Genomic DNA, 25,126 nt, shown 5'->3' on the forward strand with positions numbered 1-25,126 from the left:
CCGCCGCTAATCGTCAGGAGCAAGCTCCCTCAGATTCGCTCGACTTGCATGTATTAGGCACGCCGCCAGCGTTCGTCCTGAGCCAGGATCAAACTCTCCAATAAAGAGTTGATATAGCTCATAAAACGTACTAGTTTAGTACGTTGTTTTGTTAATCAAAATTAACGTTGGCACGCTTGGTTTTGTTTAGTTTTCAAAGAACTTTTTATTACTTTCGCCTAAAAGCGACTTCTTTAATATAACATGTAAGTCATGGTATAGTCAACATTTTTTTAAAAATTCTTTTAAATCATTTGCTCTGTTTTGCTGACTTAAAGAAGTATACCAGCATACTTATCACTAGTCAACACAATTAGAGCATTTTTTATATAATTTCTTGTATATAAAGTTCTTTTATATCCTTTAAAGAGAATATGTCCCCAGTTTGCTCAATTTTCACTATTGGCCGTGTTGGAAATTGTTCCTCCACAAAAACAATTTCCGCTTTTAATCCATTCGAAAGTTTGATCTTTGTCCCAGTCGAGAATTTAATTATTGCTTTTTTTAACTCATTTACAGCATTAAGATCAAATCTTCCAAAGTCTTGTTGTATGATTTGTTCTAAAACTTTAAAAGGGGATTGTTTACTGCGGTATGGACGTTCTGACACCATTGCCTGATATGTATCAGCTAAAGCGACAATTTTACTGTACGGATGAATCTGGTCTCCTTTAACGCCTAAGGGATACCCGCTGCCATCAATTCTTTCGTGATGCTGAAGGACTCCCATTTTAACTCCTTCTTTTATTGACATGATGTGTTTCAATAATTGATAGCTATGTACTGGGTGTTGTTTTATATCAAGATACTCCCGCTCAGTTAATGTCACTTTTTTGTCATAATAGCCGGGCTTATTCTCGCCATTCCACAATCACATACTAATCCCGTAATGGCAATTTGGTTTATCTCTCCTTGGATATAGCCTAATTTTTTAGCTAAAAATGCACTCGTCAAAGCTACTGCGATAGAATGATGGTAGAGATAGTTTTCTTTTTTGCTGTACTGATAAAGCTTTAACATTTCGCCTTCTGTTTTCCAACTCGGAAACTAACGGAAGGATAACTTGCCTGACTTTAGCTATTTCAACCTGGGTACCAGATTGCCAGCCTGTGAACAATTGCTTCAGTTCCATGACAGCCTGGATATAAAGTAAATGAAAGGTTTTAACAGGCTTGTTTTCTTTCATTTCTTTCACACCAATTGAATCATCTTTCAGAATACCTTCCGGTTGAAACTCTCTTCCATCTTCTAAAAAGGTTTCCACATGAACCTCATACACAAGAAAGGCTTTTAAGGCTTTTTTTATATGCTTTGTAACAATTGTTTTTTTATAAGCTAACACTTTATTTGAAGCAGATAAAATATCCTTTGCTAAAATACACCCTTCTTCCAATTGGTCAATATGAATCTTCATTGGTATCCCCCCTATTCTCATTATATAAAAAATAGTCTTAAATACTCATTTACCTTCATAAGCTTTAGGGTATTTTTTACTATAAAACCCCTATTATTTAGTGGGAATTTTTATAAAAAAAAGACTAACTCACATGAAATGAGCTAGTCTATAAAAGCTTTTATTCTTCTTCTGGAGCTTCTATTATTTCTCCTTCTTCTACTGTTTCTTGTTCAATTTCCTCTTTTTCAACAAGGGCTACAGTTGATACTGCTACATTTTCGTCTAATTTAATTAACTTAACACCTTGTGTATTTCTGCCCATTGAGGAAATAGTCGCAACGTCCATACGAATAATTACACCGCTTGCTGTGATCAGCATTATATCTTCTTCTCCAGTAGCAGCCTTAACAGATACTACATGGCCATTTTTCTCCGTGATATTACATGTTTTTAAACCTTTACCGCCACGACTTTGAATTCTGTATTCCTCAGAAGGAGTTCGTTTTCCATAACCATTTCTAGTAACAATTAATACGTCAACACCTTCATCAAGGATCTCCATTCCTACTACTTCATCGTCCTCATCCAATGAGATCCCTTTTACACCAGTAGCAGTACGTCCCATAGAACGAACATCTGTTTCAGGGAAACGGATCAGCATTCCATTTTTTGTTCCAATGATAATATCCTTCGAACCATCTGTTAGTTTAACAGAAATAAGCTCATCAGCTTCACGCAAGCTAACAGCAATTAAACCATTATTTCGAATGTTTGCGAATTGTGATAATGGTGAACGCTTAGAGATCCCCTCTTTTGTCGTAAAGAATAGGAACCAATCATCCACAAATTCAGAAACAGGAATAATTGCATTGACCCACTCGCCTTTTTCGACACTTAGCAGGTTAATAATTGGAAGTCCCTTTGCTGTTCTGCTGAATTCAGGAATTTCGTAGCCTTTTGCACGATATACCTTTCCTTTGTTTGTAAAGAACAGAATCGTATCATGAGTCGAAGTTGTTAGAAGCTGTTCAACGAAATCATCATCATTTGTACCCATTCCTTGAACGCCTCTACCACCGCGTTTTTGTGTGCGGTAGGTTGAAACTGGAAGACGTTTAATATACCCATTATGAGTTAATGTAATAACAATATTCTCTACTGGAATTAAATCCTCGTCTTCGATATTTTCAAGCCCTCCAGCAACAATTTCAGTACGACGTTCATCGTTAAATCGCTCTTTTAATTCAAGAAGCTCATCACGGATAATGGCTAGTACTTTTTCTTCATCTGCTAGAATTGCTTTTAATTCTTCAATAAGCTTTACAAGTGATTGATATTCTTCTTCAATCTTTTCTCTTTCTAAACCAGTTAATCTTTGAAGCCTCATATCTAGTATCGCTTGCGCCTGTTTTTCACTTAATGAAAACTGCTCCATCAACCCATTCCGGGCAATATCAGTTGTTTGAGAATTACGAATAAGGGTTATCACTTCATCTAAGTGATCCAGTGCTATTCTTAAGCCTTCAAGAATATGAGCACGTGCTTCAGCCTTTCTTAATTCAAAAGCTGTTCTGCGCTTGATAACAACCTTTTGATGCTCTAGATAATGATAAAGCATTTGCTTAATGTTAAGGACCTTTGGATGGCCGTCAACTAACGCAAGCATATTTATTCCAAAGCTTGTTTGTAAGGCTGTTTGTTTATAAAGATTGTTTAAAAGAACATTTGCATTTGCATCCTTACGAACCTCGATAACAACCCGCATACCGTTCCGATCAGATTCATCTCGCAAATCTGTTATGCCATCAATTTTTTTATCACGAACAAGCTCGGCAATTTTCTCTACCAGCTTTGCTTTATTTACTTGATAAGGGATTTCTTTTACAATAATAACTTGTTTACCTGACGGCTTTTCCTCAATTTCTACCTTCGCGCGCAGTGTAATCGATCCGCGACCAGTTTCATATGCCTTGCGGATTCCGCTTCTTCCGATAATTTGTCCGGCCGTTGGAAAGTCTGGACCAGGGATAATTTCCATCAATTCGGGAATTGTAATATCAGGATCCTTACTAATAGCAAGTACACCGTCAATAATTTCACCTAACTGATGTGGAGGTATATTTGTAGCCATACCAACAGCAATTCCAGTCGCACCATTGACTAATAGGTTAGGGAATCTTGCTGGAAGCACAACAGGTTCTCTTTCAGAGCCATCATAGTTATCCTGATAATCGATCGTATCCTTGTTAATATCACGGATGAGTTCCATTGAAATCTTCGACATCCGTGCCTCTGTATAACGCATTGCTGCTGCCGAATCACCATCAACAGAACCGAAGTTTCCATGTCCATCAACTAACATGTATCGAAAGTTGAAATCTTGAGCCATACGAACCATTGTTTCATAAACAGCAGAGTCGCCATGTGGGTGGTATTTACCTATTACTTCACCAACGATACGAGCTGATTTTTTAAATGGTTTATCCGATGTCATCCCTAAATCGTTCATCGCATATAAAATACGGCGATGTACAGGTTTTAATCCATCTCGAACATCTGGTAAAGCACGTGAAACAATAACACTCATTGCATAGCCCAAAAAGGATTCACGCATTTCATTACTAATATTTCTCTCAATTACTTGTGAGTTTTGATTTTCCGCCATCCTAAAATAACCTCCCTTTGTCCTTTTCATATTTTAAATTGGGAGAGCCAAATAAACATTTATAAAAAAGGAATCAATACCGCCCAATTAATTGCCTATTCTTCATTATATCAATGTTAGTGAAAGATTACACATTAATTTCGTAGAATAATATTCGTTTATAAAATATAACTGAAAGATTTATTATCAAAAAACACCTCACCGAAAATGAGGTGTTCTTTTAATAAGGCTCTGGTTAACATACCCCATTGATTCCCGCTGGAATCTAGCTTATACGTTCCAATTAACAATGGGTTTTAACAGAGCTTTTAAAAGCTAGGAGCTTTCACTCTAAATATCTAGATTTTTAACATATTGTGCATTTTCTTCAATGAAGTTTCTTCGCGGCTCTACTTTGTCACCCATTAACGTATCGAATGTTTCATCCGCATCAATGGCATCCTCAAGTGTTACTTGAAGCAGCGTACGTGTTTCCGGAGCCATTGTCGTTTCCCATAATTGATCAGGATTCATTTCTCCTAAACCTTTGTATCTTTGAATACCAGGTTTAGGCTGCTGCGGCATTTCTGCAAGGATTGTATCAAGCTGACGATCGTTATATGCATATTCAATTCGTTTTCCCTGTTGAATTTTATATAACGGCGGCTGAGCAATGTAAATAAAGCCTTTTTCTAGAATTCCTCTCATATAACGGTAGAAGAAAGTTAATAGAAGCGTACGAATATGAGCTCCATCAACATCCGCATCCGTCATAATGACAACTTTATGGTAACGCGCCTTGGATGAATCAAAATCCTCTCCAATTCCTGTTCCTAAGGCTGTGATTATCGCTCTGATTTCATTATTTGACAAAATCTTATCTAATCTGGCCTTTTCAACATTAAGAATTTTTCCTCTCAATGGCAGAATCGCTTGGAAATGACGGTCCCTTCCTTGTTTCGCAGATCCTCCTGCAGAGTCACCCTCTACAATATAAAGTTCACTAATAGATGGATCCCTTGAAGAGCAATCCGCTAGTTTCCCTGGAAGGTTTGAAATTTCAAGTGCGCTTTTTCTTCTTGTTAATTCACGTGCCTTTTTAGCTGCAAGCCTTGCTCTAGCTGCCATTAACCCTTTATCAACAATTTTTCTTGCAACAGAAGGGTTTTCCAGTAAAAACTTATCAAATGCTTCTGATAAAACAGAATCTGTTACTGTTCGTACTTCTGAATTTCCCAGCTTTGTTTTTGTTTGCCCTTCGAACTGTGGATCTGGATGTTTTACAGAGATAATCGCAGTAATCCCTTCACGAACATCTTCCCCTGAAAGATTATCATCATTATCTTTAAAGATTTTGTTTTTTCTAGCATAATCGTTAATGACACGTGTTAAAGCTGTTTTAAAGCCTGCCTCATGTGTACCGCCTTCATAGGTATGAATATTATTCGCAAAAGAATAAATATTACTTGTATAGCTGTCATTATACTGAAACGCAATTTCCGTAGTGATCCCATCCTTTTCACCCTCAATATAAACAGGCTCATCATGGATCACTTCACGAGTACGGTTTAAATGCTCAACATATGATTTAATTCCACCCTCATAGTGGTATTCATTACTTCGTTTAGTTTCACGCTTATCTTCAATGGTAATTTTCAAACCTCGATTAAGAAAAGCTAATTCCCTTATGCGATTTGCGAGAATTTCATAATCATAAACCGTTGTTTCTGTGAAGATTTCAGGATCAGGTTTAAAATGTGTTGTCGTTCCTGTAACATCTGTTTCACCGATAACTTCTAAATCCGCAGCAGGAACACCCTTTTGAAATTTTTGAAAATGGACTTTTCCTTCACGATGTACAGTGACGGTTAGTTCTGTTGAAAGAGCATTTACTACTGACGCCCCTACACCATGAAGACCGCCGGAAACCTTATAGCCTCCGCCGCCGAATTTTCCTCCGGCATGAAGAACGGTCATGATGACCTCGACTGCTGGACGCCCCATTTTTTCATGGATTCCGACTGGAATACCACGCCCATTATCCTTCACAGTAATACTATTATCTTCCTCAATGGTTACATTAATCTCATCGCAAAATCCGGCTAATGCTTCATCTATACTATTATCAACAATTTCCCATACAAGGTGATGCAGTCCTTTTGAGCTAGTGGAACCAATATACATTCCAGGGCGTTTTCGTACCGCTTCTAAGCCTTCTAACACCTGAATCTGATCTGCGTCGTATGATTGTTGTTGAACTTGATTTTCTTCCATCGTCACACTGATTCACCTACACTTTTCTTAAAGCATTCTTTGAATGAATATCTCTATTATTGATCTATGTCAAAAGCGATTTGCGCTCGTTTTTTTAATGTGCTCGACGACAACGGTGAAAAATAAATTTTATCCAGCGTTATAATAATTGATTTTGCTTCACCATTTGCAAGCTGAACCATTTTATCTTTTTGTTTTTCCAAAAATTCAGCAACAATTGCAGAAGCCTTTGATGATTGACGATCTAATATCATAACAACCTCTTTGGAAGGGACAACAAAATTGTCTCCTAGATGAATATACATGGTAATCACCTCGTTAATCGTCTGAAAGCTTTCCTGCTTGCACATGGAAAGTAGCTGCTTCTTTTAATGTTTGGTGGTCAATGCCTTCAACACTGGTCGTTGTTACAAAAGTTTGCACTTTTCCTTGAATCGTATTTAATAAATGTGATTGTCTATAGTCATCAAGCTCAGACAATACGTCATCAAGTAAAAGGATTGGATATTCTCCAATCTCATTATGAATTAAATCTATTTCTGCAAGCTTTAGCGATAGAGCAGTTGTTCTTTGTTGACCCTGGGATCCGTACGTTTGAACATCATGTCCATTCACATTAAAAATCATATCATCACGATGAGGACCAGCAAGTGTTGTCCCTCGTTCAATTTCTTTCTCTCTTATTTTAGCAAATTTTTGTTCATACGCATCTATCATTTTCGTCAATTCATTGTCTTCTGATACCTCTACAGACGGTTTATATTTAATATCTAACGTTTCTAACCCTCTGCTAATTCCCGAATGAATTGGTTGTGCCCATTTTTGCAACTCATTTATGAACTGCAATCGTTTTTGAATAATCTTCGCAGCTGCTTCACTTAATTGAGCAGTTAACACATCCAACATAGTTTGATCTGTTTGTTTCCTTATTTGCAGAAGCTTTAAATAATGATTTCTTTGTTGCATGATTTTCTGATAACGGCTCAAATCATGAAGGTAAACGGCTGACACTTGACCAATTTCCATATCTATAAATCTTCTTCTTACAGCAGGGCTGCCTTTCACTAAATTTAAATCTTCCGGCGCAAACATAATGACATTCATTGCCCCGACATATTGGCTCAATTTTTCTTGTTCAAGATGATTTAATTTAGCCTTTTTCCCTTTTTTAGAAATAATTAGCTGAAGTTCTGTTGAACGATTATACTTTTCTACGCTACCTTCTATTTTAGCATAATCTTTATCCCAACGAATTAATTCTTTATCATTTGACGTTCGATGTGATTTCGCCATGGCAAGAACAAAAATAGATTCCATTACATTTGTTTTCCCTTGAGCATTTTCTCCAAGGATCACATTGACTTTATTTTCAAACTGGATCATCAAGTCTTCATAATTACGATAATTTTTTAGTTTTAGCTCTTTTATATACAAATTTTGTACACCAACTTAATTTTTCACGATATATGTGCCAAAATCAGGAATATAAACAACATCGCCTTCTCTTAATTTTCTTCCCCGGCGATTCTCCGATTCGTTGTTGACAAATATTTCATATTCCCCTAAAAACCATTTTGCCATTCCGCCCGATTGAATGACATCAGCCAGTTTTAAAAATTGTCCCAGTGTAATATACTCTGTCTCAATCCTTACTTGTTTCGCCATAGTGAACCACCATCCTTCAGGAGTCTCTAACTTTATATTTTACTAAAACTTAGACTAAAAATACAACCATTCTAGTACTTTCAAACCTGATGTCCATTCCAGGTGTACACATCACAGATGTTATCTGAAACATTAGTCCTAAATACCCATACCTCTTCATGTTCGTTAAATAGAAAAGAGGCTGACATATGAGCCAGTCCCCTTAAATAAGTGAAAGTTTTTTTAATAAGTCCTTACCGGAAGAATTAACTGCAGCATTGAGTCATCATCTGTTGTTTTAATAACAAATGGTCTCATTGCACCGGTAAAATTAACATTTATTTCTGTGCCCTCAAGTGCTTTTAGGGCATCCATGACATATTTCGCACTAAATGAGATCTTCAATTCTTCACCTTGAATTTCGGATGTTTGAATTTCTTCACTTACCTTTCCGATCTCTGGTGAATTTGAAGAAATTTCAATCATCCCATCAGTAAGTGTTGAAAGTTTAACAACATTATTTCTTGCTTCCTTCGCAAGCAATGATGCACGATCTATAGATTGTAAAAATTCCTTAGAATTGATTGTCATATTTGTTTTGCTCTCTGAAGGAATTAAGCGTGATGTATCTGGGTAGTTACCGTCTAGCAGTCTAGAGAAAAATAATAGGTTTTTTGCTTTAAATAAAACTTGGTTTTCCGTGATAACAATTTCAATTAAATCACTTGTATCGTCTAAGATTTTACTAAGTTCACTTAAGCTTTTACCAGGAATTACAACATTGTATGAACTTTGATTTTCACTAGCAATTAACGCTTTTCTTAAGGCAAGACGGTGACTATCTGTTGCAATACAGATGAGTTCTCCATTTTCCAGCTTCCAATTTACCCCTGTTAAAATAGGCCTGGTCTCAGATGTAGAGACAGCAAATACCGTTTGACGGATCATTGCTTTTAACAAATCAGTAGGGATTTTGAAGATATTTTCTTCTTCAACCTGTGGTAAATGAGGATATTCTTCGGCATCTAATCCATTTAAGCTAAATTCTGCTTTTCCTGAGCGAATAACTGTTGAGTGGTGATTTCCTACTTCAATTTCGACAATATCCATTGGCAGTTTTTTAACAATTTCACTAAAAAATCTAGCCTGTAAAACAATGCTTCCGCTTTGCGTAATTTCGACAATTTCCTTTCCATTTTCCTCAGCAGGAATAAATGATTCTATTGAGATATCAGAGTCGCTTCCAGTTAAAGTTACTCCTTCAGTATTTGCGACAATTTTAATACCTGTCAAAATGGGAATGGTTGTTCTTGATGATACGGCCTTCATGACGTCTTGAACACTTTGCACCAAATGGTCTCGTTGGATAATGAATTTCATGAAATAACTCCTCCTTTTTTGGGCGAAATTAGAATTTAGGTATATATTTATTATTTAAAAATATAGTAGAAGTACTAGTAGGGACTGTGGAAATGTGGATAACTAGTGCGAACGAAAGGAAACACAGCCTATCCACATGTGGAAAGACTGTGTATATATCAGTATTAGTTATTCACAATGTTCAGGTTGATTTTTTCTTTTTAATAAAGAATAACAACCCTTTTTAATTTGTTTAGTGCCTAGATTTAAGCACAGGATGTGCAATCCGCTTCAGCTTTCTTATGAGCCTTTAAGAAGCCCTGTAATGTCCTTTAATTGCTTTTGCAGCTGCTCGTCATTTTGTAGCATTTTCGAAATTTTTTCGTGAGCATGGATGACGGTCGTATGGTCACGGCCTCCAAATTCTTCCCCTATTTTAGGAAGAGAAGAATCTGTTAATTCCCTTGATAGGTACATAGCAATTTGTCTCGGAAAAGCTACAGATTTCGTCCGTTTTTTCGCTTTAAAATCCTCTAATTTAACTTGGAACTCTTGACCAACTATACGCTGAATATCACTGATCGAAATCATTTTCGGCTTTGAATTTGGAATAATATCTTTTAATGCTTCTGCTGCTAAATCAGCATTAATATCTTTATTTATAAGAGATGAATAGGCAACAACTCGAATTAGTGCACCTTCTAATTCACGAATGTTTGAGTCAATTTGATTGGCAATATAAAGCATGACCTCATTCGGAATATCCAGGCCTTCTGCTTTTGCCTTTTTACGCAAAATAGCAATCCTCGTTTCCAGATCTGGCGGGGTAATATCTGTTATTAATCCCCATTCAAAACGCGAACGCAGCCTGTCCTCAAGGGTTGGGATTTCCTTAGGCGGCCTGTCGCTGGAGATGACAATTTGCTTGCTTTCTTCATGCAATGTGTTAAATGTATGGAAAAATTCCTCTTGCGTTTGTTCTTTTCCAGCCAGAAATTGAATATCATCAATTAGTAAAACATCAACACTTCTGTATTTATTTCTAAAATCAACAGCTTTGTTGTCACGAATTGAATTAATAAATTCATTTGTAAATTTTTCAGAGGACAAATAAACGACCTTTGCTGAAGGTTTATGATCAATGACGTAGTGTCCGATTGCATGCATCAAGTGAGTTTTACCTAATCCTACTCCCCCATAGATAAATAAAGGATTATATGCTTTGGCAGGTGCTTCAGCAACTGCTAACGATGCTGCATGTGCAAATCTGTTACCAGAACCAATAACAAACGTATCAAATGTATATTTAGGGTTTAGCATATTTTGCGGCAGCTCAGTATGTTCTGCTTCCGCTTTATTTATTTGTTTTATAGGTGTATTAGGCAAAAATTCATCATCCATTTGGTTTTGAGGAATAATAAATTTAATCGCAAATTCTTCACCTGTTAATTGGTAGATAGTATCGGCAATTAAATGTAGATACCTAGATTCCAGCCAATCTCTCGCAAACTCATTCGGAGCAGTTATGGTAAGTGTATCACCTTGAATCGCATGGGCTTTTGTTGATTTAAGCCATGTTTCAAAGCTAGGCTTGCTTATCTTCTTTTCGATCTCACCTAAAGCTTTACTCCAAAGTTCGGATATATTTTCCAAAGTGGTTTGTCCCTCCTTTACCCAAGCATCAACCTTGTGCAACCTTTGTACAAGGTATGAATAGTCATGTATAAACATACAAATAAGGAAAATGTGAATAAATATATAATATAGTAGAAAAGCGCCTTTTCGACAAAACGACAGATTTGTGGACAACATTTTACACAAGCTGTTTATAATTTTTCCACAATTTATCCACAATCTGTGGATAAAGATAAATATAGCATTCTATATTAAGAGTGAAAACACAAATATAATATCAAAATAAAACTAGAGATGCAATGGTTTTTACAAACTTATCCACATAACTATCCGATTGTTGAAGAAAATTGTCCACATGGGGGGAAGTTGTGAAAAACTTGTCGATAACAGATGTGGATAGTGAAGAATTTTGTCGGATTATTATCCACAGGAGAAGAGTGTGTCGAAGAAGATATTTCCTGATGAAATATTTAAGGGAAGGTTGACAATTTATATGATCGGTCACTATAATTAATAAGACTGTCTTTAACTGTTATTCCTCAGGGAGGTGTCATATATGAAACGTACTTATCAACCAAATAAACGCAAACGTAGTAAAGTTCATGGTTTCCGTAGCCGCATGAGCACAGCTAATGGACGTAAAGTTCTTGCTCGCCGTCGTCGCAGAGGAAGAAAAGTATTATCAGCATAGGCCACTGAAGAATCAGTGGTCTTTTTTTGCAAATAAGATGAGTGCTTGATCTAAAAGGATACACTTATCTTTATGTAAGAGGAAAAAGAAACGATTTTAGCATATCAAGAGATTGGTTTGTTTAAATCGTTTCTATTTCAGCTATAATGATGGTGAGAATTCTGCATAGGGAAAAGCAAGCAGAACATACCGGAGTGAAACAAATGAGAAGAAAATATCGAATAAAAAAAAATGAAGATTTTCAAGCTGTTTTTAAACAAGGAAAATCAATTGCTAATCGACAATTTGTTATTTACATAATGCAAAATCCTGAAGAAAAAGAGTTTCGAATTGGGTTATCTGTTAGTAAGAAAATTGGCAATGCAGTAACAAGGAATCGAATAAAGCGCTTAATTCGACAAGTTTTTTTAGAAGAGAAGCATAAAATCGCAAATGGTAAGGAATATATTATCATTGCCAGAAAGCCAGCTGCTGACATGGGGTATCATGAGGTAAAGAGCAGCTTAAACCACTTGTTTCGAAAGGCAAAAATCTATCAGTCTAATTGAGTACAGGTTAGAATGAAATGATATGCTGTTAGATAACCGATGCTTGATAGTTAAAGAAGATAGAAAAAATATTGTTTCTTTTCTTTTTAAAAAGAAAAATCATGATAAAAATGATAAGATATGAATGATATGAAACTTTTTCATTTTATTAACGTACGGATAGGTATCTATTTTTTGATTAGGAGGAAATAAGGTTTGAAGAGGCGCATACTTTTAATAACTGGCTTTTTAAGTGTTTTAACCCTTTTAACTGGGTGTACGGAGGTAAATCAGCCAATTACATCTGAAAGTGAAGGATTTTGGAATTCGTATATTGTGTATCCTTTATCACAACTTATTACATATTTTGCAGAATTAACTGGCGATAATTATGGAATTTCTATTGTTGTAGTTACCATTATTATTCGCTTAGCTATATTACCATTAATGATTAAACAGATGAAGAGCTCTAAAGCGATGCAAGCCATACAACCTGAAATGCAGAAATTAAGAGAAAAATATAGCTCAAAAGATCAGCAAACACAACAAAAGCTTCAGCAGGAAACGATGGCGTTATTTCAAAAGCATGGTGTAAATCCGCTTGCCGGATGTTTTCCTTTAGTCATTCAAATGCCCATTTTAATTGGTTTCTATCATGCAATTATGAGAACAGAAGCAATTGCAGAGCATACATTCCTATGGTTTGACCTTGGAGAAAAGGATCCTTACTTTATACTGCCGCTTGTTGCTGGGGTAACAACATTTGTTCAGCAGAAAATGATGATGGCTGGCACAGCAAATCAAAACCCGCAAATGGCGATGATGTTATGGCTGATGCCGATTATGATCGTAATCTTTGCAATCAGTTTCCCTGCAGCACTTTCATTGTATTGGGTTGTAGGTAACCTATTTATGATTATACAAACGTATTTTGTAAAAGGACCGGAAATTAAGGCAAGCAAAGATGGAGGAACTAAAAAGTGAAAGAGATAACTGCTAATGGACAGACCGTCAATGAAGCAGTGGAAGAAGCATTAAAGCAATTAAACGCAACTAGAGATGAAGTCGAGATCACAATTCTTGATGAAGGTAAAAAAGGCATCTTGGGTATCTTCGGGAAAAAGCCCGCAAATGTCATGGTAAAATTGATACAAGATCCGGTAAAAGAAGCCCATGCATTTCTTTTAAACGTGATAAAGAAAATGGGAATTGATGCAGAGATTGAAATAAAACAGTCTGGCAAGGTTGTAAATTTTCAGCTTACCGGAGATAAGATGGCTCTTTTAATTGGTAAACGAGGACAAACGTTGAATTCTCTTCAGTATTTAACACAATTAGTAGCGAATCGTTACTCAAAATACTATATTCAAATAATTATTGACGCTGAGAATTATCGAGAACGGAGAAAAGAGACACTAATTCAATTGGCTTCCCGTTTAGCACAGCAGGTTATTCGTACTTCTAAAACTGTTTCATTAGAACCAATGCCTTCATATGAACGAAAAATTATTCATGCTGCTTTATCTGAATTTCATGAAATAAAAACATATTCTGTTGGTGAAGAACCAAACCGACATTTGGTCATTTCACTTAAAGCGAAAGCCGGCTCAAAATAGAGTCGGCTTTTTTTTGCTTAATTTTCTATTAAGAATATTAAATTTTATATACGAATCTGTAACTTGCCTGTTGATTTTCTATTAAGGGTCCTTCATTCCAGATTCGTCTGTAACCTATCTGAGGGATTTCTATTTGATTTGCCAGGATAAGCAATAGACTCACATCTCCCGTTTCAAATAACATATCCTTGAACATAGTTATTTTATTTTGAAAGGTCGTAAAAAATTAGAAATGTCGAATTGGCGTATCAGAAAAAAGAAAGAGAGATTCTGTTGATAAGATAATGTGTTTTGTGATGAAGAGCAAATATTGTTATTAACATGTGGATAAGTTAAAATAAGTAGAGGAATAGTTAGAAAAGGAATAATTGTGGATAAAATTGAGAAGTATTTCGCTTTCGTATAAATGTTAAATATGCTATCTTTGAATTTTGGTTAATGCATATAAAAAGGATGTCATGATATAGATGAAAGATACCAAAGAGAGGTGATCGTAGAAATGGAGTTAGATACAATCGTAGCGATATCAACGCCTTTAGGAGAAGGGGCCATTGCCATTGTAAGATTGAGCGGTGATGAAGCAATCGCTATTGCTGACAAGATATTCAAATCCCCGACAAATAAAAGGCTAAAAGAGGTAGACTCCCATACGATCCATTACGGGCATTTGTTTGATCCGGCAACTGGCAATGTTGTTGAAGAGGTTATGGTTTCCATAATGAAAGGACCAAAAACATTTACAAGGGAAGATGTTGTTGAAATAAATTGTCACGGTGGTTTAGTGACTGTTAACCGAGTTTTACAATTGGCGGTCCAAAATGGTGCACGAATAGCAGAACCAGGTGAATTTACAAAACGTGCCTTCCTAAATGGACGAATTGATTTATCCCAAGCGGAAGCGGTTATGGATTTAATTCGCGCCAAAACTGATCGGGCAATGAATGTAGCTTTAGGTCAAATGGAAGGAAGATTATCAAGGCTGATTCAAAAGCTAAGACAAGAGATTTTAGAAACCTTAGCACATGTTGAGGTGAATATCGATTATCCTGAGTATGATGATGTAGAAGAAATGACTCATAAAATGCTGATTGAAAAAGCAACATTTGTCAAAAATGAAATTAGTAAACTTTTGCAAACATCCAGCCAAGGGAAAATATTAAGAGAGGGCTTATCAACTGTCATTATCGGAAGACCGAATGTTGGAAAGTCATCTTTGTTAAATAGTCTTGTCCATGAAAATAAAGCCATTGTTACTGATATTCCTGGAACAACGAGAGATGTCATTGAGGAATATGTAAACGTAAGAGGAGTTCCGCTTCGCTTAGTGGATACAGCCGGAATTCGCGAGACCGAGGATATTGTTGAACGGATCGGTGTTGAGAAATCGAGAAAGGTATTAAAAGAAGCCGATCTCATTCTGCTTGTTTTAAATTTTCATGAAGAACTGACACATGAAGATATCCAACTTTTTGAAGCTGTTAAAGGGATGGATATTATCGTGATTGTGAACAAAACAGATCTAGAACAACGGATTGATCTTCAAAAAGTAAAGGACCTAGCAGCTGGGCGCCCTGTTGTAACAACCTCTTTATTAGAGGAAAAGGGGATTGACGACTTAGAGGAAGCCATCAGTGCTTTATTTTTCCAAGGAAATGTACAGAGCCAGGATTTGACCTATGTTTCAAATTCCCGCCATATTGCCTTATTAACAGCAGCTCAAACATCAATAAATGAGGCATTAAATGGAATTGAGGAAGGAATACCAATTGATATTATACAGATCGATTTAACACGCTGCTGGGAGCAACTCGGAGAAATCATCGGAGATGCAGTCCACGAAAGCTTAATAGATCAACTATTTTCTCAGTTTTGTTTAGGGAAATAGAAAAGCGGAAGCTCCTTGCTCAGCTCCAATAAGCATAAGACGCTTAGGAACAGAAGACATTCTTTGTCTTCAATTCCAAAGCAGCTAGAACTAAAACTAATTACAAAAGTTATACTTATTTTCACTTAGAAAAGCGGAAGCAAATATAAATTTTAAATAAATAAGGAGGATATTTATGTCCTATCATGCCGGAGATTTTGATGTGATAGTCGTTGGCGCCGGTCATGCAGGTGTTGAAGCTGCACTTGCTTCAGCAAGAATCGGAGCCAAAACACTTGTCATCACAATTAACTTAGACATGGTGGCATTTATGCCATGTAACCCATCTGTTGGCGGACCTGCAAAAGGCATTGTTGTTCGGGAAATCGATGCGTTAGGCGGGGAAATGGGTAGAAATATTGATAAAACACATATACAAATGAGAATGTTGAATACAGGTAAAGGTCCTGCTGTCAGAGCGTTACGTGCACAAGCAGATAAATTTGCTTATCAGCATGAAATGAAGAAAACATTGGAAAATGAAAAGAATATTACCTTGCTTCAAGGAATGGTTGACCGTTTAATCGTTGAAGATGGTGTGTGTAAGGGAATTGTCACTCAAACAGGTGCAGAGTATTCGGCAAAGTCTGTTGTTTTAACAACTGGAACGTTTTTAAGAGGAGAAATCATTTTAGGGGAGTTAAAATACTCAAGCGGCCCGAATAATCAGCAACCATCAATTAAGCTTTCAGAGCACTTACAGGAGCTAGGCTTTGATTTGGTACGCTTTAAAACAGGAACACCGCCACGTGTAAACAGTCATTCTATTGATTACAGCAAAACGGAAATTCAACCTGGTGATGAAGTTCCACGTGCTTTTTCATATGAAACAACAAAATATATTACAGATCAGCTTCCATGCTGGTTAACGTATACTAGTGAAGAGACACATAAAATTATCGATAATAACTTACATCGTTCACCTATGTATTCAGGAATGATTAAAGGTACTGGTCCGCGCTATTGTCCTTCAATTGAAGATAAGGTGGTTCGGTTTAATGACAAACCTCGTCATCAAATTTTTCTAGAACCGGAAGGACGAAATACGCAAGAGGTATACGTTCAAGGGCTATCGACAAGTCTGCCAGAGGATGTTCAGCAGCAAATGTTAAAAACCATTCCTGGTCTTGAAAAAGTTCAAATGATGCGAGCAGGCTATGCAATTGAGTATGATGCGATTGTTCCAACACAGCTATGGCCGACGTTAGAAACGAAAAAGATTTCATCACTATTTACTGCAGGACAAATAAATGGTACTTCAGGTTATGAAGAAGCTGCTGGTCAAGGGATTATGGCAGGGATCAATGCTGCGCAAAAAGCGTTAGGAAGAGAAGAAGTAATTTTAAGCAGATCTGAAGCTTATATTGGGGTTCTCATTGACGATTTAGTTACCAAAGGAACTAATGAGCCTTATCGCTTACTTACATCAAGAGCTGAATACCGCTTGCTGCTTCGTCATGATAACGCTGATTTACGATTGACAGAAGTCGGGAAAAATTTAGGGTTAATTTCTGATGAACGCTTTGAAAGATTCTTAAATAAAAAGCATGCCATCGAAGAAGAAAAGAAACGTTTAGTTTCCACCATTATTAAACCTAATGAAAAAACACAGGAACTAATTCTTTCAGTTGGAGGAAGCGAACTAAAAGATGGCATTAGAGCTTCTGATTTATTAAAACGTCCAGAAATGACATATGACCATATTAAACAGCTTGTTCCATCTGAAAAAGATTTAGATCCAGAGGTAGAAGAACAGGTTGAAATTCAAATAAAATACGAAGGTTATATTGAAAAATCGTTACAGCAGGTAGAAAGACTGAAAAAGATGGAAAACAAAAAAATCCCTGAAAATATTGATTATGATGCTATTAATGGTTTAGCAACTGAAGCTCGTCAAAAACTAAAACAGGTTCGTCCATTATCCGTAGCTCAGGCATCACGTATATCAGGTGTGAATCCAGCCGATATTTCAATTCTATTGATATACCTTGAGCAAGGGCGAATTGCAAGAGTTTCTAATCAATAACCAGAAAGGGTTTGAATATGGATACAGAATTATTTCATTCAAGTCTAGCGGAGAAGGGGATTGTTCTTTCTCCGCAACAAATGGACCAATTTGAGTTATACTTCAACTTATTAGTTGAGTGGAACGAGAAGATGAACTTAACGTCGATCACAGACAAAAAAGAGGTCTATTTAAAGCATTTTTATGATTCAATATCGGCTTCATTTTATTTCGGCTTCTCAAAGCCGCTTTCTATTTGTGACGTAGGAGCTGGTGCGGGCTTTCCAAGTATACCGCTGAATATTTGTTTCCCTGATCTCAAAGTTTCGATTGTGGATTCATTGCAAAAAAGAATTAATTTCCTCACACATCTGACAAATGAATTGGGCTTGAAAAATGTTCATTTGTTCCATGATCGTGCGGAAACATTTGGTCAAGATAAAAGCAAAAGGGAATCATTTGATGTCGTAACAGCTAGAGCTGTTGCAAGACTTTCTGTTCTAAGTGAATTATGTCTGCCTCTAGTGAAAAAGGATGGTTACTTTATTGCGATGAAGGCTGCAGCAGCAAAAGAGGAACTTGATGCTGGTAAAAAGGCAATTAATGTATTAGGCGGCAAGGTAAAAGAAATTCACTCATTTGATCTCCCGCTGGAAAAAAGTGAGCGAACAATCCTAGTGATAGAAAAAATAAAAGATACACCTAAAAAATATCCCAGAAAACCTGGGACGCCAAATAAGCTTCCAATTGAGTAAGTGTTTCATATGAAACACTTACCTGGAACTTTTAAATATTTTGCAGGAAATAATTAATGAAAAAGAGAATATTAAAAATGGTAGTTTTTAAAGGTGGTGTAGGTTCATGAAGCATCCATTTTCTCGTTTTTTCGGTTTGGGAGAAAAAGAGGCAGAACAACAAATCGTCGTTGATGAAATAGAACAAGAAGCAACAACAGAGGAAGAACAACAACACAAGGAAGAGGTTAAGAAAATCCTTATTCAGGATATCGTTCCTAATCGTTTCCAGCCACGTACCGTTTTTTCAGATGAAAAGATAGAAGAATTGGCGTTAACCATTCGTACACACGGAATTATCCAGCCAATTGTTGTTCGTGAAATAGATGGGAAATATGAGATTATTGCTGGTGAGAGACGCTGGCGTGCAGTGCAAACCCTTGGTTGGGATGAGATTCCTGCCATTGTGAAAGATTTTAATGACACTGAAACTGCGAGCGTTGCCTTAATTGAAAACCTGCAAAGGGAAGAATTATCTTCAATTGAGGAAGCAGTTGCTTATGCAAAGTTGCTAGAATTGCATAATCTTACACAAGAGGCATTAGCACAACGGCTTGGAAAAGGCCAATCGACAATAGCGAATAAGCTTCGCTTGTTAAAACTTCCGCAGGACGTACAGGATGCTCTTTTACAAAAGCTTATCACTGAGCGACATGCAAGAGCGCTTATTCCTTTAAAAGATCCGGAAGCACAGACAAAGCTATTAGCGGAAATTATCGATAAGCAGTTAAATGTAAAACAAACAGAGGATCGAGTAGTTAAGTTATTAGAAAAAAAGAATGTAAAACCAAAACCGAAACGAAAAGCATTTAGTAGAGATACTAGAATTGCAATGAATACAATTCGTCAGTCTCTGACAATGGTAGCTGACAGCGGTGTAAAGCTGAATACGGAAGAAGAAGAGTTTGAAGAATATATTCAGTTTACGATAAAAATACCTAAATAACATATGTTATTTTTATAGATAAATAGAAACGAAAGCAGCTCTAAAATTAATATAGCACACGAGGACTGGTTGCCTGGCCAGGCCTTTTTCTCATGTGAAAAACAATCTGTTCATAAAGGAAATCACCAAAAACTAGTGTTAAAAAGATAAAATTCCCTATGTAGAAAATACTATTATCGAAGAAATCCAAAAAAAGACAGACCTTTCGATTAATTTCATGATAAAATAATAAAATGGTAACAAAAAGCTATTCTATTGTTTATTCATGATGAAGGCAGGTGACATCGTGGGAAAAATTATTGCCATTGCAAACCAAAAAGGGGGAGTCGGAAAGACAACGACTTCTGTAAATTTAGGTGCTTGCTTAGCATACATCGGTAAACGAGTGCTTCTCGTCGATGTTGACCCACAAGGTAATGCAACAAGCGGTATAGGAATTGAGAAAGCCGATGTTGAACATTGCATTTATGATATTTTAGTAGATGATGTAGATGTAAAAGATGTTATTAAACAAACAGCAGTAGAAAACTTAGATATTATTCCAGCTACAATACAGCTAGCAGGAGCAGAAATAGAGCTTGTGCCAACTATTTCCCGAGAAGTGAGATTAAAGAGGGCACTTGAATCACTTAAACATCACTATGATTATATGATTATTGATTGCCCGCCTTCTTTGGGATTGCTAACGATTAATGCACTGACCGCATCAGATGCCGTTTTAATCCCGGTTCAATGTGAATATTATGCATTAGAAGGGTTAAGCCAGCTATTGAATACTGTTCGACTCGTCCAGAAGCACTTAAATACAGATTTAATGATTGAAGGTGTTCTTCTAACAATGCTGGACGCCAGAACGAATTTAGGTATTCAGGTCATCGAAGAAGTAAAAAAGTATTTCCAAGATAAGGTTTATAAGACGATTATTCCTAGAAATATTCGTTTAAGTGAAGCACCAAGTCATGGTCAACCAATTATCATTTATGACCCAAGATCCAGAGGAGCAGAAGTTTACTTAGATTTGGCAAAGGAAGTGGTTGTTAGTGGCTAAAGGCTTAGGTAAAGGGATTAATGCTTTGTTTTCACATATTGAAGCTGGACAGGATGAAACAGTACAAGATTTAAAGTTAAAGGAAATTCGTCCCAATCCTTATCAACCACGTAAGGTTTTTGATCAGGAAGCAATCAATGAGCTAAAGGAATCAATCTTGCAACATGGAATCTTACAGCCGATTGTTGTTCGCAAGAGCATCAAAGGGTTTGAAATTGTCGTCGGAGAAAGACGCTTTCGTGCAGCAAAAGAAGCCAAGCTTTCCGTTATCCCGGCTGTAATAAGAGACTTTTCAGAACAGCAAATGATGGAATTGGCTCTATTAGAGAATCTTCAGCGGGAGGACTTAACACCAATTGAAGAAGCTCAAGCCTACCAAGCGTTAATGGAAAAGCTGAATCTTACACAAGAAGTGCTGGCAAAACGCCTAGGAAAAAGCCGACCTCATATTGCTAATCATATTCGCTTACTTTCCCTGCCTGAAAAGATTCAACACTTTATTTCAGAAGGAAAACTTTCAATGGGGCATGGCCGTACACTTCTAGGTTTGAAGAATAAGGAAAAGCTGAATCCGTTGGTGGAAAAAATAATTCGTGAACAGTTAAATGTTCGCCAAGTGGAATTACTTGTCCAACAGTTAAATAACGTTCCACGTGAAACAAAAAAGAAAAAGCCTGAAAAGGATGTTTTTATAAGAGAGCGTGAAACATACTTACAGGAGTATTTTGGCACATCTGTTACGATCAGAAAACAAAAGAAAAAAGGGAAAATTGAAATTGAGTTCTTTTCACAGGATGATTTGGAACGTATTTTAGAACTATTGCAATCGCAGCAATCATCTTAAATTGAATTTCTTGTTTAGAAACCACTGGCTCTTTGTCGAGTCAGTCTTTTTTATGCACGAAACGTTACAGAAACAAAGCACAATACTTTTTCTGCCTGTTTTAGAAAAAACGAATGCAAAATATTTGGAAGACATCAGAAAGGTGGAAAACAGTTGGTTTTATTAGGAAGTATTATTAATGCAATAGGAATAATCGCTGGAACCCTGCTTGGTTTATTCCTTAGAAGAATACCAGAGAGAATGAAAGAAACGGTCATGATAGCAATTGGCCTTTCAGTAGTCATTCTTGGAATTGATATGGCATTAAAAAGTGATAATTTTTTTATTGTAATTGTTAGTTTAGTAGTAGGTACAGTAATAGGTGAATGGTTACGGATAGAAGATTATTTGCATCATGCTGGAAATTTCCTTGAGCGAAAATTAGGCAAATCAGAGAGCGGGAATATTGCTCAAGGCTTTGTAACAGCAACCTTAATTTTTGTTGTTGGAGCAATGGCTATTGTAGGTGCACTTGATAGTGGTTTAAGACAGGATCATGCGGTACTTTTAACAAAATCAATGATCGACAGCTTTACAAGTATTGTATTAGCAAGCACACTTGGGATAGGGGTCTTATTCTCAGCGGTTCCAGTCTTTATTTATCAGGGTGGCATTTCATTATTTGCAAATGTCATTCATCAATTTCTATCAGAATCACTCTTAGACGTATTAATTGCTGAGCTAACTGCAACAGGCGGTGTGCTTATCTTTGCAATTGGAATTAATATGCTTGGTATTAAACAAATTAGAGTGGCAAATCTTCTGCCGAGTATTTTAATTGTTATAATTATTGTTTTATTACAATATTATTTTTGAGAATTATAGATACACTGCATATAAAATGCAGTGTTTTTTTATTTTTAGAATGAAATTAGTTAATAATAGTATTTTGTTCAGCAAACAGGCTGTCTAGGACTGTACGACGTTTTTCTACATATCTTTTTTCAGATTCAATTAAACCTTTAGAAATGACCTCAGCCATACTCATAACAAGATGTAAGCGAGTGTTCTGCAAGACAAAAAATTCCATAAACCCGCTAACATTTACAATGCCTGTGATGTGCATATTCCCAACCGCCGGCAGATCCTTATTCACTCCGGCACCAGGTTTAATTGAGCCTTCTGCAACTTGGACGAAGCCAATACTGTTTAACCGACCCAAACATGCATCAATTGCAATAATAAATGGATTTTTATGTTTCTCTTTAATAAAATCCAAGGTTTCTTTTAAATTAACAGCATGTACAGGATCCTTCAGAGTACCGTAGACATGGAAATGTGATAATTCCTGTTGAATGTTATAGCCTATAAGCGGACCTAAACAATCTCCTGTTGAACGATCTGTTCCAATACAGACGATCACAATAGGCTTTATTGTGAGCTTTGGCAAATGTTCATTAATATGATTTGATATAATTTCGATCGCTTGCTGATCTTCATAATGAATTCGGTCTTGCTTTTTATCAGATTGAAAAAGTCCGGACTTTAGATTCATAGAATTCACTCCCACATCATAGTAGTAACAGTATACGGAAGAATGTTCATTTCTATACATCTTCGTTTCAATTAGGAAAGGCTTAAGAGGTGAGAGAAATGAGGTCAGGGTTAAAATGAATGTTTTTAAATTAAGGATGATTACCAGGTCAGGACATGCTTCTGGCTATGAATATTTGGGTATGAAGGCGGACTTATTTGTATTTTAACTTAATCATCATCGCTGTGTAGGTTATTATGAAAATAAGTTATGAAGAGAGAGTTAATCAGTTTTTCCAGGATTAGAAAGATTAGTAGGCAGAAAACTTTCCTATGTTAATGATGTTTTGATTTGAATTTATCTTTTTAGCCACTACCATTGTAATGAACACTGGAGGCAGTGCTGCCTTTTTAAACCTCATTAGTACCATTTGGGAAGAAATCCTATATTTTTAACCGTATGAGTGCTTCTCTTCTTAGGTAATATAAATGGGATCATTAGACTCAATGTTTTTTATTATTCCAATGCTAGTATTGGGACAGGCTTCAACCGTTACGTTAGTTCATTAATATAATGCCGGCTAATCTTCAATCGGCAAGGGAATGAAAAGACCTTATGGAAGCAAAAGTAGCTAGTATCAAGAACGGCATTGTATAAGGTCTCATTTCGTTTCTTTACAATGAGACATTGGCCCAAATGGCAGATAATTTAGCTGAATTTAAAATTCCACTATTCTCTATTTTAAATGATTCCATTTACCAGCTTTGGCTTTTCTCATCTTGTTGCTATTTTATACCCACTATATGGGTTAATTAACCTTTATCTTATTGTATCCATATTACTTTTCCAATCACAGGCTGCTGTCATACGTGAAAAGCGTTAAAATAGGAAAGACTGACTCTAAGATTATCGATTTTAAGAAATGGATAATCTTTGCCTGAGTCAGTCTTTTTTTGGTATATAATAAGCAAGTACACTAATGAAAAAGGTAATATTTTAGTGCTGCTTTATCAAATTTCCTTTTTTAAATGAGTGTTATGATAGAGTATAATAAGCTATGAAAATAGGGTATTTAATGTTTATTTCAGCAAGGTAGCTCATTGAAAAATAGATTAGTGAAAAGGGTGATAAGATTGAACATCATTGAAGATTTATGGAAGGATTTTTATCAGTATATTACAAATGCAGAACTATGGTTAAATATTGGACAAGGACTTTTGAAGATTGTTCTTGTTCTGGTCATTTCATCTGTATTTATTCGAATCGGAAAGCTTGCCATTGGCAAAATCTTTTTATTCCGTGGGAAATCACCTATTCGTATTTCTGAAAGAAGAGAAAATACACTTGCAAAATTATTGGAAAATATTTTAACATATGTTGTTTATTTCGTAGCTATTATCATGGTGCTGGAGACATTAACAATAAATGTTGGTGCCTTGCTTGCTGGAGCGGGAATTGTTGGACTTGCAGTTGGGTTTGGCGCACAAAGTCTTGTAAAGGATATTATTACAGGATTCTTTATTATTTTTGAGGACCAATTCTCTGTTGGAGATCATATTCGTGTAGGAAACTTTGAGGGAACAGTAGAAGAAATTGGACTAAGAACAACGAAAATTAAAAATTGGACTGGAGAGCTTCATATTTTGCCAAATGGCAACATTACAGAGGTTACAAATTTTTCCATTCATAATAGTATGGCTGTTGTTGATATCAGCATTGCATATGAAACTGACATACCTGAGGCTGAACGAGTTATTCAGGAATTATTAGATGAAGTTCCAGATAAATATGAGGGGATTGTAAAACCTCCTGAGCTCCTTGGTATCCAAACTTTAGGAGCTTCAGAGGTTATCATGCGCGTTGTTTGTGAAGTGGAGCCAATGCGTCATTTTGCTATCGCAAGAATGCTGCGTAAAGATATTAAGTTACGTTTGGATCAACATGGAATTGAAATTCCATATCCTAAAATGGTTATGTTTAACAAAAAAGAACAAGTTGGTTAAGAGCGGAGGGGATAATATGATTGAAAAGGAATTTGGACTAAATGATATTGTTGAAATGAAGAAGCAGCACCCATGCGGAACAAATCGCTGGAAAATAATCCGGTTAGGGATGGATATTCGAATTAAATGCGAAGGCTGTGGCCATAGTGTCCTCATTCCTCGAAAAGAGTTCACAAGAAAGATGAAAAAAGTACTTGTCAAACATGTAGAGTCAAATGAGTAAG

General features: G+C 36.2%; 23 protein-coding genes and 1 rRNA gene. 13 read left to right on the forward strand and 11 right to left on the reverse strand.

Annotation, left to right across the window (positions count from 1 at the left end):
• From WQ54_RS24250 to dnaA, 10 genes are all read right to left on the reverse strand, one after another.
• Positions 1-104, reverse strand: a 16S ribosomal RNA gene (locus WQ54_RS24250); the annotation flags it as partial.
• A gap of 260 nt (positions 105-364) precedes the next feature.
• Positions 365-910: an HD-GYP domain-containing protein gene (locus WQ54_RS32160; protein WP_052737858.1), complete on the reverse strand. Its 546-nt coding sequence runs from the start codon at positions 908-910 to the stop codon at positions 365-367.
• A gap of 60 nt (positions 911-970) precedes the next feature.
• Complete coding sequence (locus tag WQ54_RS32165; protein ID WP_052737859.1) at positions 971-1,453, reverse strand: hypothetical protein; 483 nt, start codon at positions 1,451-1,453, stop codon at positions 971-973.
• A gap of 160 nt (positions 1,454-1,613) precedes the next feature.
• Entirely contained in the window at positions 1,614-4,100 is a 2,487-nt protein-coding gene (gyrA, locus tag WQ54_RS24260) for a DNA gyrase subunit A (RefSeq protein WP_046588167.1), read from the reverse strand.
• Positions 4,101-4,430: 330 nt separating this feature from the next.
• A complete protein-coding gene (gene gyrB, locus WQ54_RS24265; protein WP_046588678.1) occupies positions 4,431-6,353 on the reverse strand; it encodes a DNA topoisomerase (ATP-hydrolyzing) subunit B in 1,923 nt (640 codons plus the stop codon).
• A 56-nt stretch (positions 6,354-6,409) separates the two neighbouring features.
• A complete protein-coding gene (remB, locus tag WQ54_RS24270) occupies positions 6,410-6,658 on the reverse strand; it encodes an extracellular matrix regulator RemB (protein WP_046588170.1) in 249 nt (82 codons plus the stop codon).
• Between the two features lie 13 nt (positions 6,659-6,671).
• Positions 6,672-7,787 carry a DNA replication/repair protein RecF gene (gene recF / locus WQ54_RS24275; RefSeq protein WP_046588171.1) on the reverse strand — a complete coding sequence of 372 codons (1,116 nt, stop codon included), beginning with the start codon at positions 7,785-7,787 and terminating at the stop codon, positions 6,672-6,674.
• Between the two features lie 15 nt (positions 7,788-7,802).
• Positions 7,803-8,018 (reverse strand): S4 domain-containing protein YaaA, encoded by a 216-nt coding sequence (gene yaaA, locus WQ54_RS24280; RefSeq protein WP_046588173.1) that lies wholly within the window; start codon positions 8,016-8,018, stop codon positions 7,803-7,805.
• Between the two features lie 222 nt (positions 8,019-8,240).
• Positions 8,241-9,377, reverse strand: a complete 1,137-nt coding sequence (gene dnaN, locus WQ54_RS24285; protein ID WP_046588175.1) for a DNA polymerase III subunit beta — start codon at positions 9,375-9,377, stop codon at positions 8,241-8,243.
• 279 nt (positions 9,378-9,656) lie between these two features.
• A complete protein-coding gene (gene dnaA / locus WQ54_RS24290; RefSeq protein ID WP_046588177.1) occupies positions 9,657-11,009 on the reverse strand; it encodes a chromosomal replication initiator protein DnaA in 1,353 nt (450 codons plus the stop codon).
• 538 nt (positions 11,010-11,547) lie between these two features.
• Between dnaA and rpmH the strand changes: the two genes are divergently transcribed.
• From rpmH to WQ54_RS24345, 11 genes are all read left to right on the forward strand, one after another.
• On the forward strand, positions 11,548-11,682 hold the full coding sequence (gene rpmH / locus WQ54_RS24295) for a 50S ribosomal protein L34 (protein WP_026561635.1): 135 nt from the start codon (positions 11,548-11,550) through the stop codon (positions 11,680-11,682).
• 203 nt (positions 11,683-11,885) lie between these two features.
• Positions 11,886-12,230 (forward strand): ribonuclease P protein component, encoded by a 345-nt coding sequence (gene rnpA / locus WQ54_RS24300; RefSeq protein WP_046588679.1) that lies wholly within the window; start codon positions 11,886-11,888, stop codon positions 12,228-12,230.
• Between the two features lie 195 nt (positions 12,231-12,425).
• Positions 12,426-13,193, forward strand: coding sequence for a YidC family membrane integrase SpoIIIJ (gene spoIIIJ / locus WQ54_RS24305; RefSeq protein ID WP_046588180.1), 768 nt, complete (start codon positions 12,426-12,428; stop codon positions 13,191-13,193).
• Positions 13,190-13,825, forward strand: coding sequence for an RNA-binding cell elongation regulator Jag/EloR (gene jag / locus WQ54_RS24310; protein WP_046588181.1), 636 nt, complete (start codon positions 13,190-13,192; stop codon positions 13,823-13,825). The genes spoIIIJ and jag overlap by 4 nt, the downstream gene beginning before the upstream one ends.
• 499 nt (positions 13,826-14,324) lie before the next feature.
• Positions 14,325-15,710 carry a tRNA uridine-5-carboxymethylaminomethyl(34) synthesis GTPase MnmE gene (mnmE, locus tag WQ54_RS24315; RefSeq protein ID WP_046588183.1) on the forward strand — a complete coding sequence of 462 codons (1,386 nt, stop codon included), beginning with the start codon at positions 14,325-14,327 and terminating at the stop codon, positions 15,708-15,710.
• A 175-nt stretch (positions 15,711-15,885) separates the two neighbouring features.
• Positions 15,886-17,775 carry a tRNA uridine-5-carboxymethylaminomethyl(34) synthesis enzyme MnmG gene (mnmG, locus tag WQ54_RS24320; RefSeq protein WP_046588185.1) on the forward strand — a complete coding sequence of 630 codons (1,890 nt, stop codon included), beginning with the start codon at positions 15,886-15,888 and terminating at the stop codon, positions 17,773-17,775.
• 17 nt (positions 17,776-17,792) lie between these two features.
• Positions 17,793-18,509, forward strand: a complete 717-nt coding sequence (rsmG, locus tag WQ54_RS24325; protein WP_046588187.1) for a 16S rRNA (guanine(527)-N(7))-methyltransferase RsmG — start codon at positions 17,793-17,795, stop codon at positions 18,507-18,509.
• A 106-nt stretch (positions 18,510-18,615) separates the two neighbouring features.
• Positions 18,616-19,494 carry a nucleoid occlusion protein gene (gene noc, locus WQ54_RS24330; protein WP_046588189.1) on the forward strand — a complete coding sequence of 293 codons (879 nt, stop codon included), beginning with the start codon at positions 18,616-18,618 and terminating at the stop codon, positions 19,492-19,494.
• A 286-nt stretch (positions 19,495-19,780) separates the two neighbouring features.
• Entirely contained in the window at positions 19,781-20,542 is a 762-nt protein-coding gene (locus tag WQ54_RS24335; protein WP_046588191.1) for a ParA family protein, read from the forward strand.
• Positions 20,535-21,386 (forward strand): ParB/RepB/Spo0J family partition protein, encoded by an 852-nt coding sequence (locus WQ54_RS24340; protein ID WP_046588193.1) that lies wholly within the window; start codon positions 20,535-20,537, stop codon positions 21,384-21,386. The genes WQ54_RS24335 and WQ54_RS24340 overlap by 8 nt, the downstream gene beginning before the upstream one ends.
• A gap of 153 nt (positions 21,387-21,539) precedes the next feature.
• Entirely contained in the window at positions 21,540-22,241 is a 702-nt protein-coding gene (locus WQ54_RS24345; RefSeq protein ID WP_046588196.1) for a DUF554 domain-containing protein, read from the forward strand.
• A 55-nt stretch (positions 22,242-22,296) separates the two neighbouring features.
• Here WQ54_RS24345 and yyaC read toward each other — a convergent pair whose 3' ends face one another.
• Positions 22,297-22,920: a spore protease YyaC gene (gene yyaC / locus WQ54_RS24350; RefSeq protein ID WP_046588199.1), complete on the reverse strand. Its 624-nt coding sequence runs from the start codon at positions 22,918-22,920 to the stop codon at positions 22,297-22,299.
• A 1,112-nt stretch (positions 22,921-24,032) separates the two neighbouring features.
• Between yyaC and WQ54_RS24355 the strand changes: the two genes are divergently transcribed.
• Both WQ54_RS24355 and WQ54_RS24360 read left to right on the forward strand, forming a co-directional pair.
• Entirely contained in the window at positions 24,033-24,902 is an 870-nt protein-coding gene (locus WQ54_RS24355) for a mechanosensitive ion channel family protein (protein WP_046588202.1), read from the forward strand.
• A gap of 16 nt (positions 24,903-24,918) precedes the next feature.
• On the forward strand, positions 24,919-25,125 hold the full coding sequence (locus WQ54_RS24360; protein WP_046588204.1) for a DUF951 domain-containing protein: 207 nt from the start codon (positions 24,919-24,921) through the stop codon (positions 25,123-25,125).
• Position 25,126: the final 1 nt, after the last annotated feature.

It is taken from the genome of Bacillus sp. SA1-12 (assembly GCF_000981385.1).
Lineage (GTDB): Bacteria > Bacillota > Bacilli > Bacillales > Bacillaceae > Metabacillus.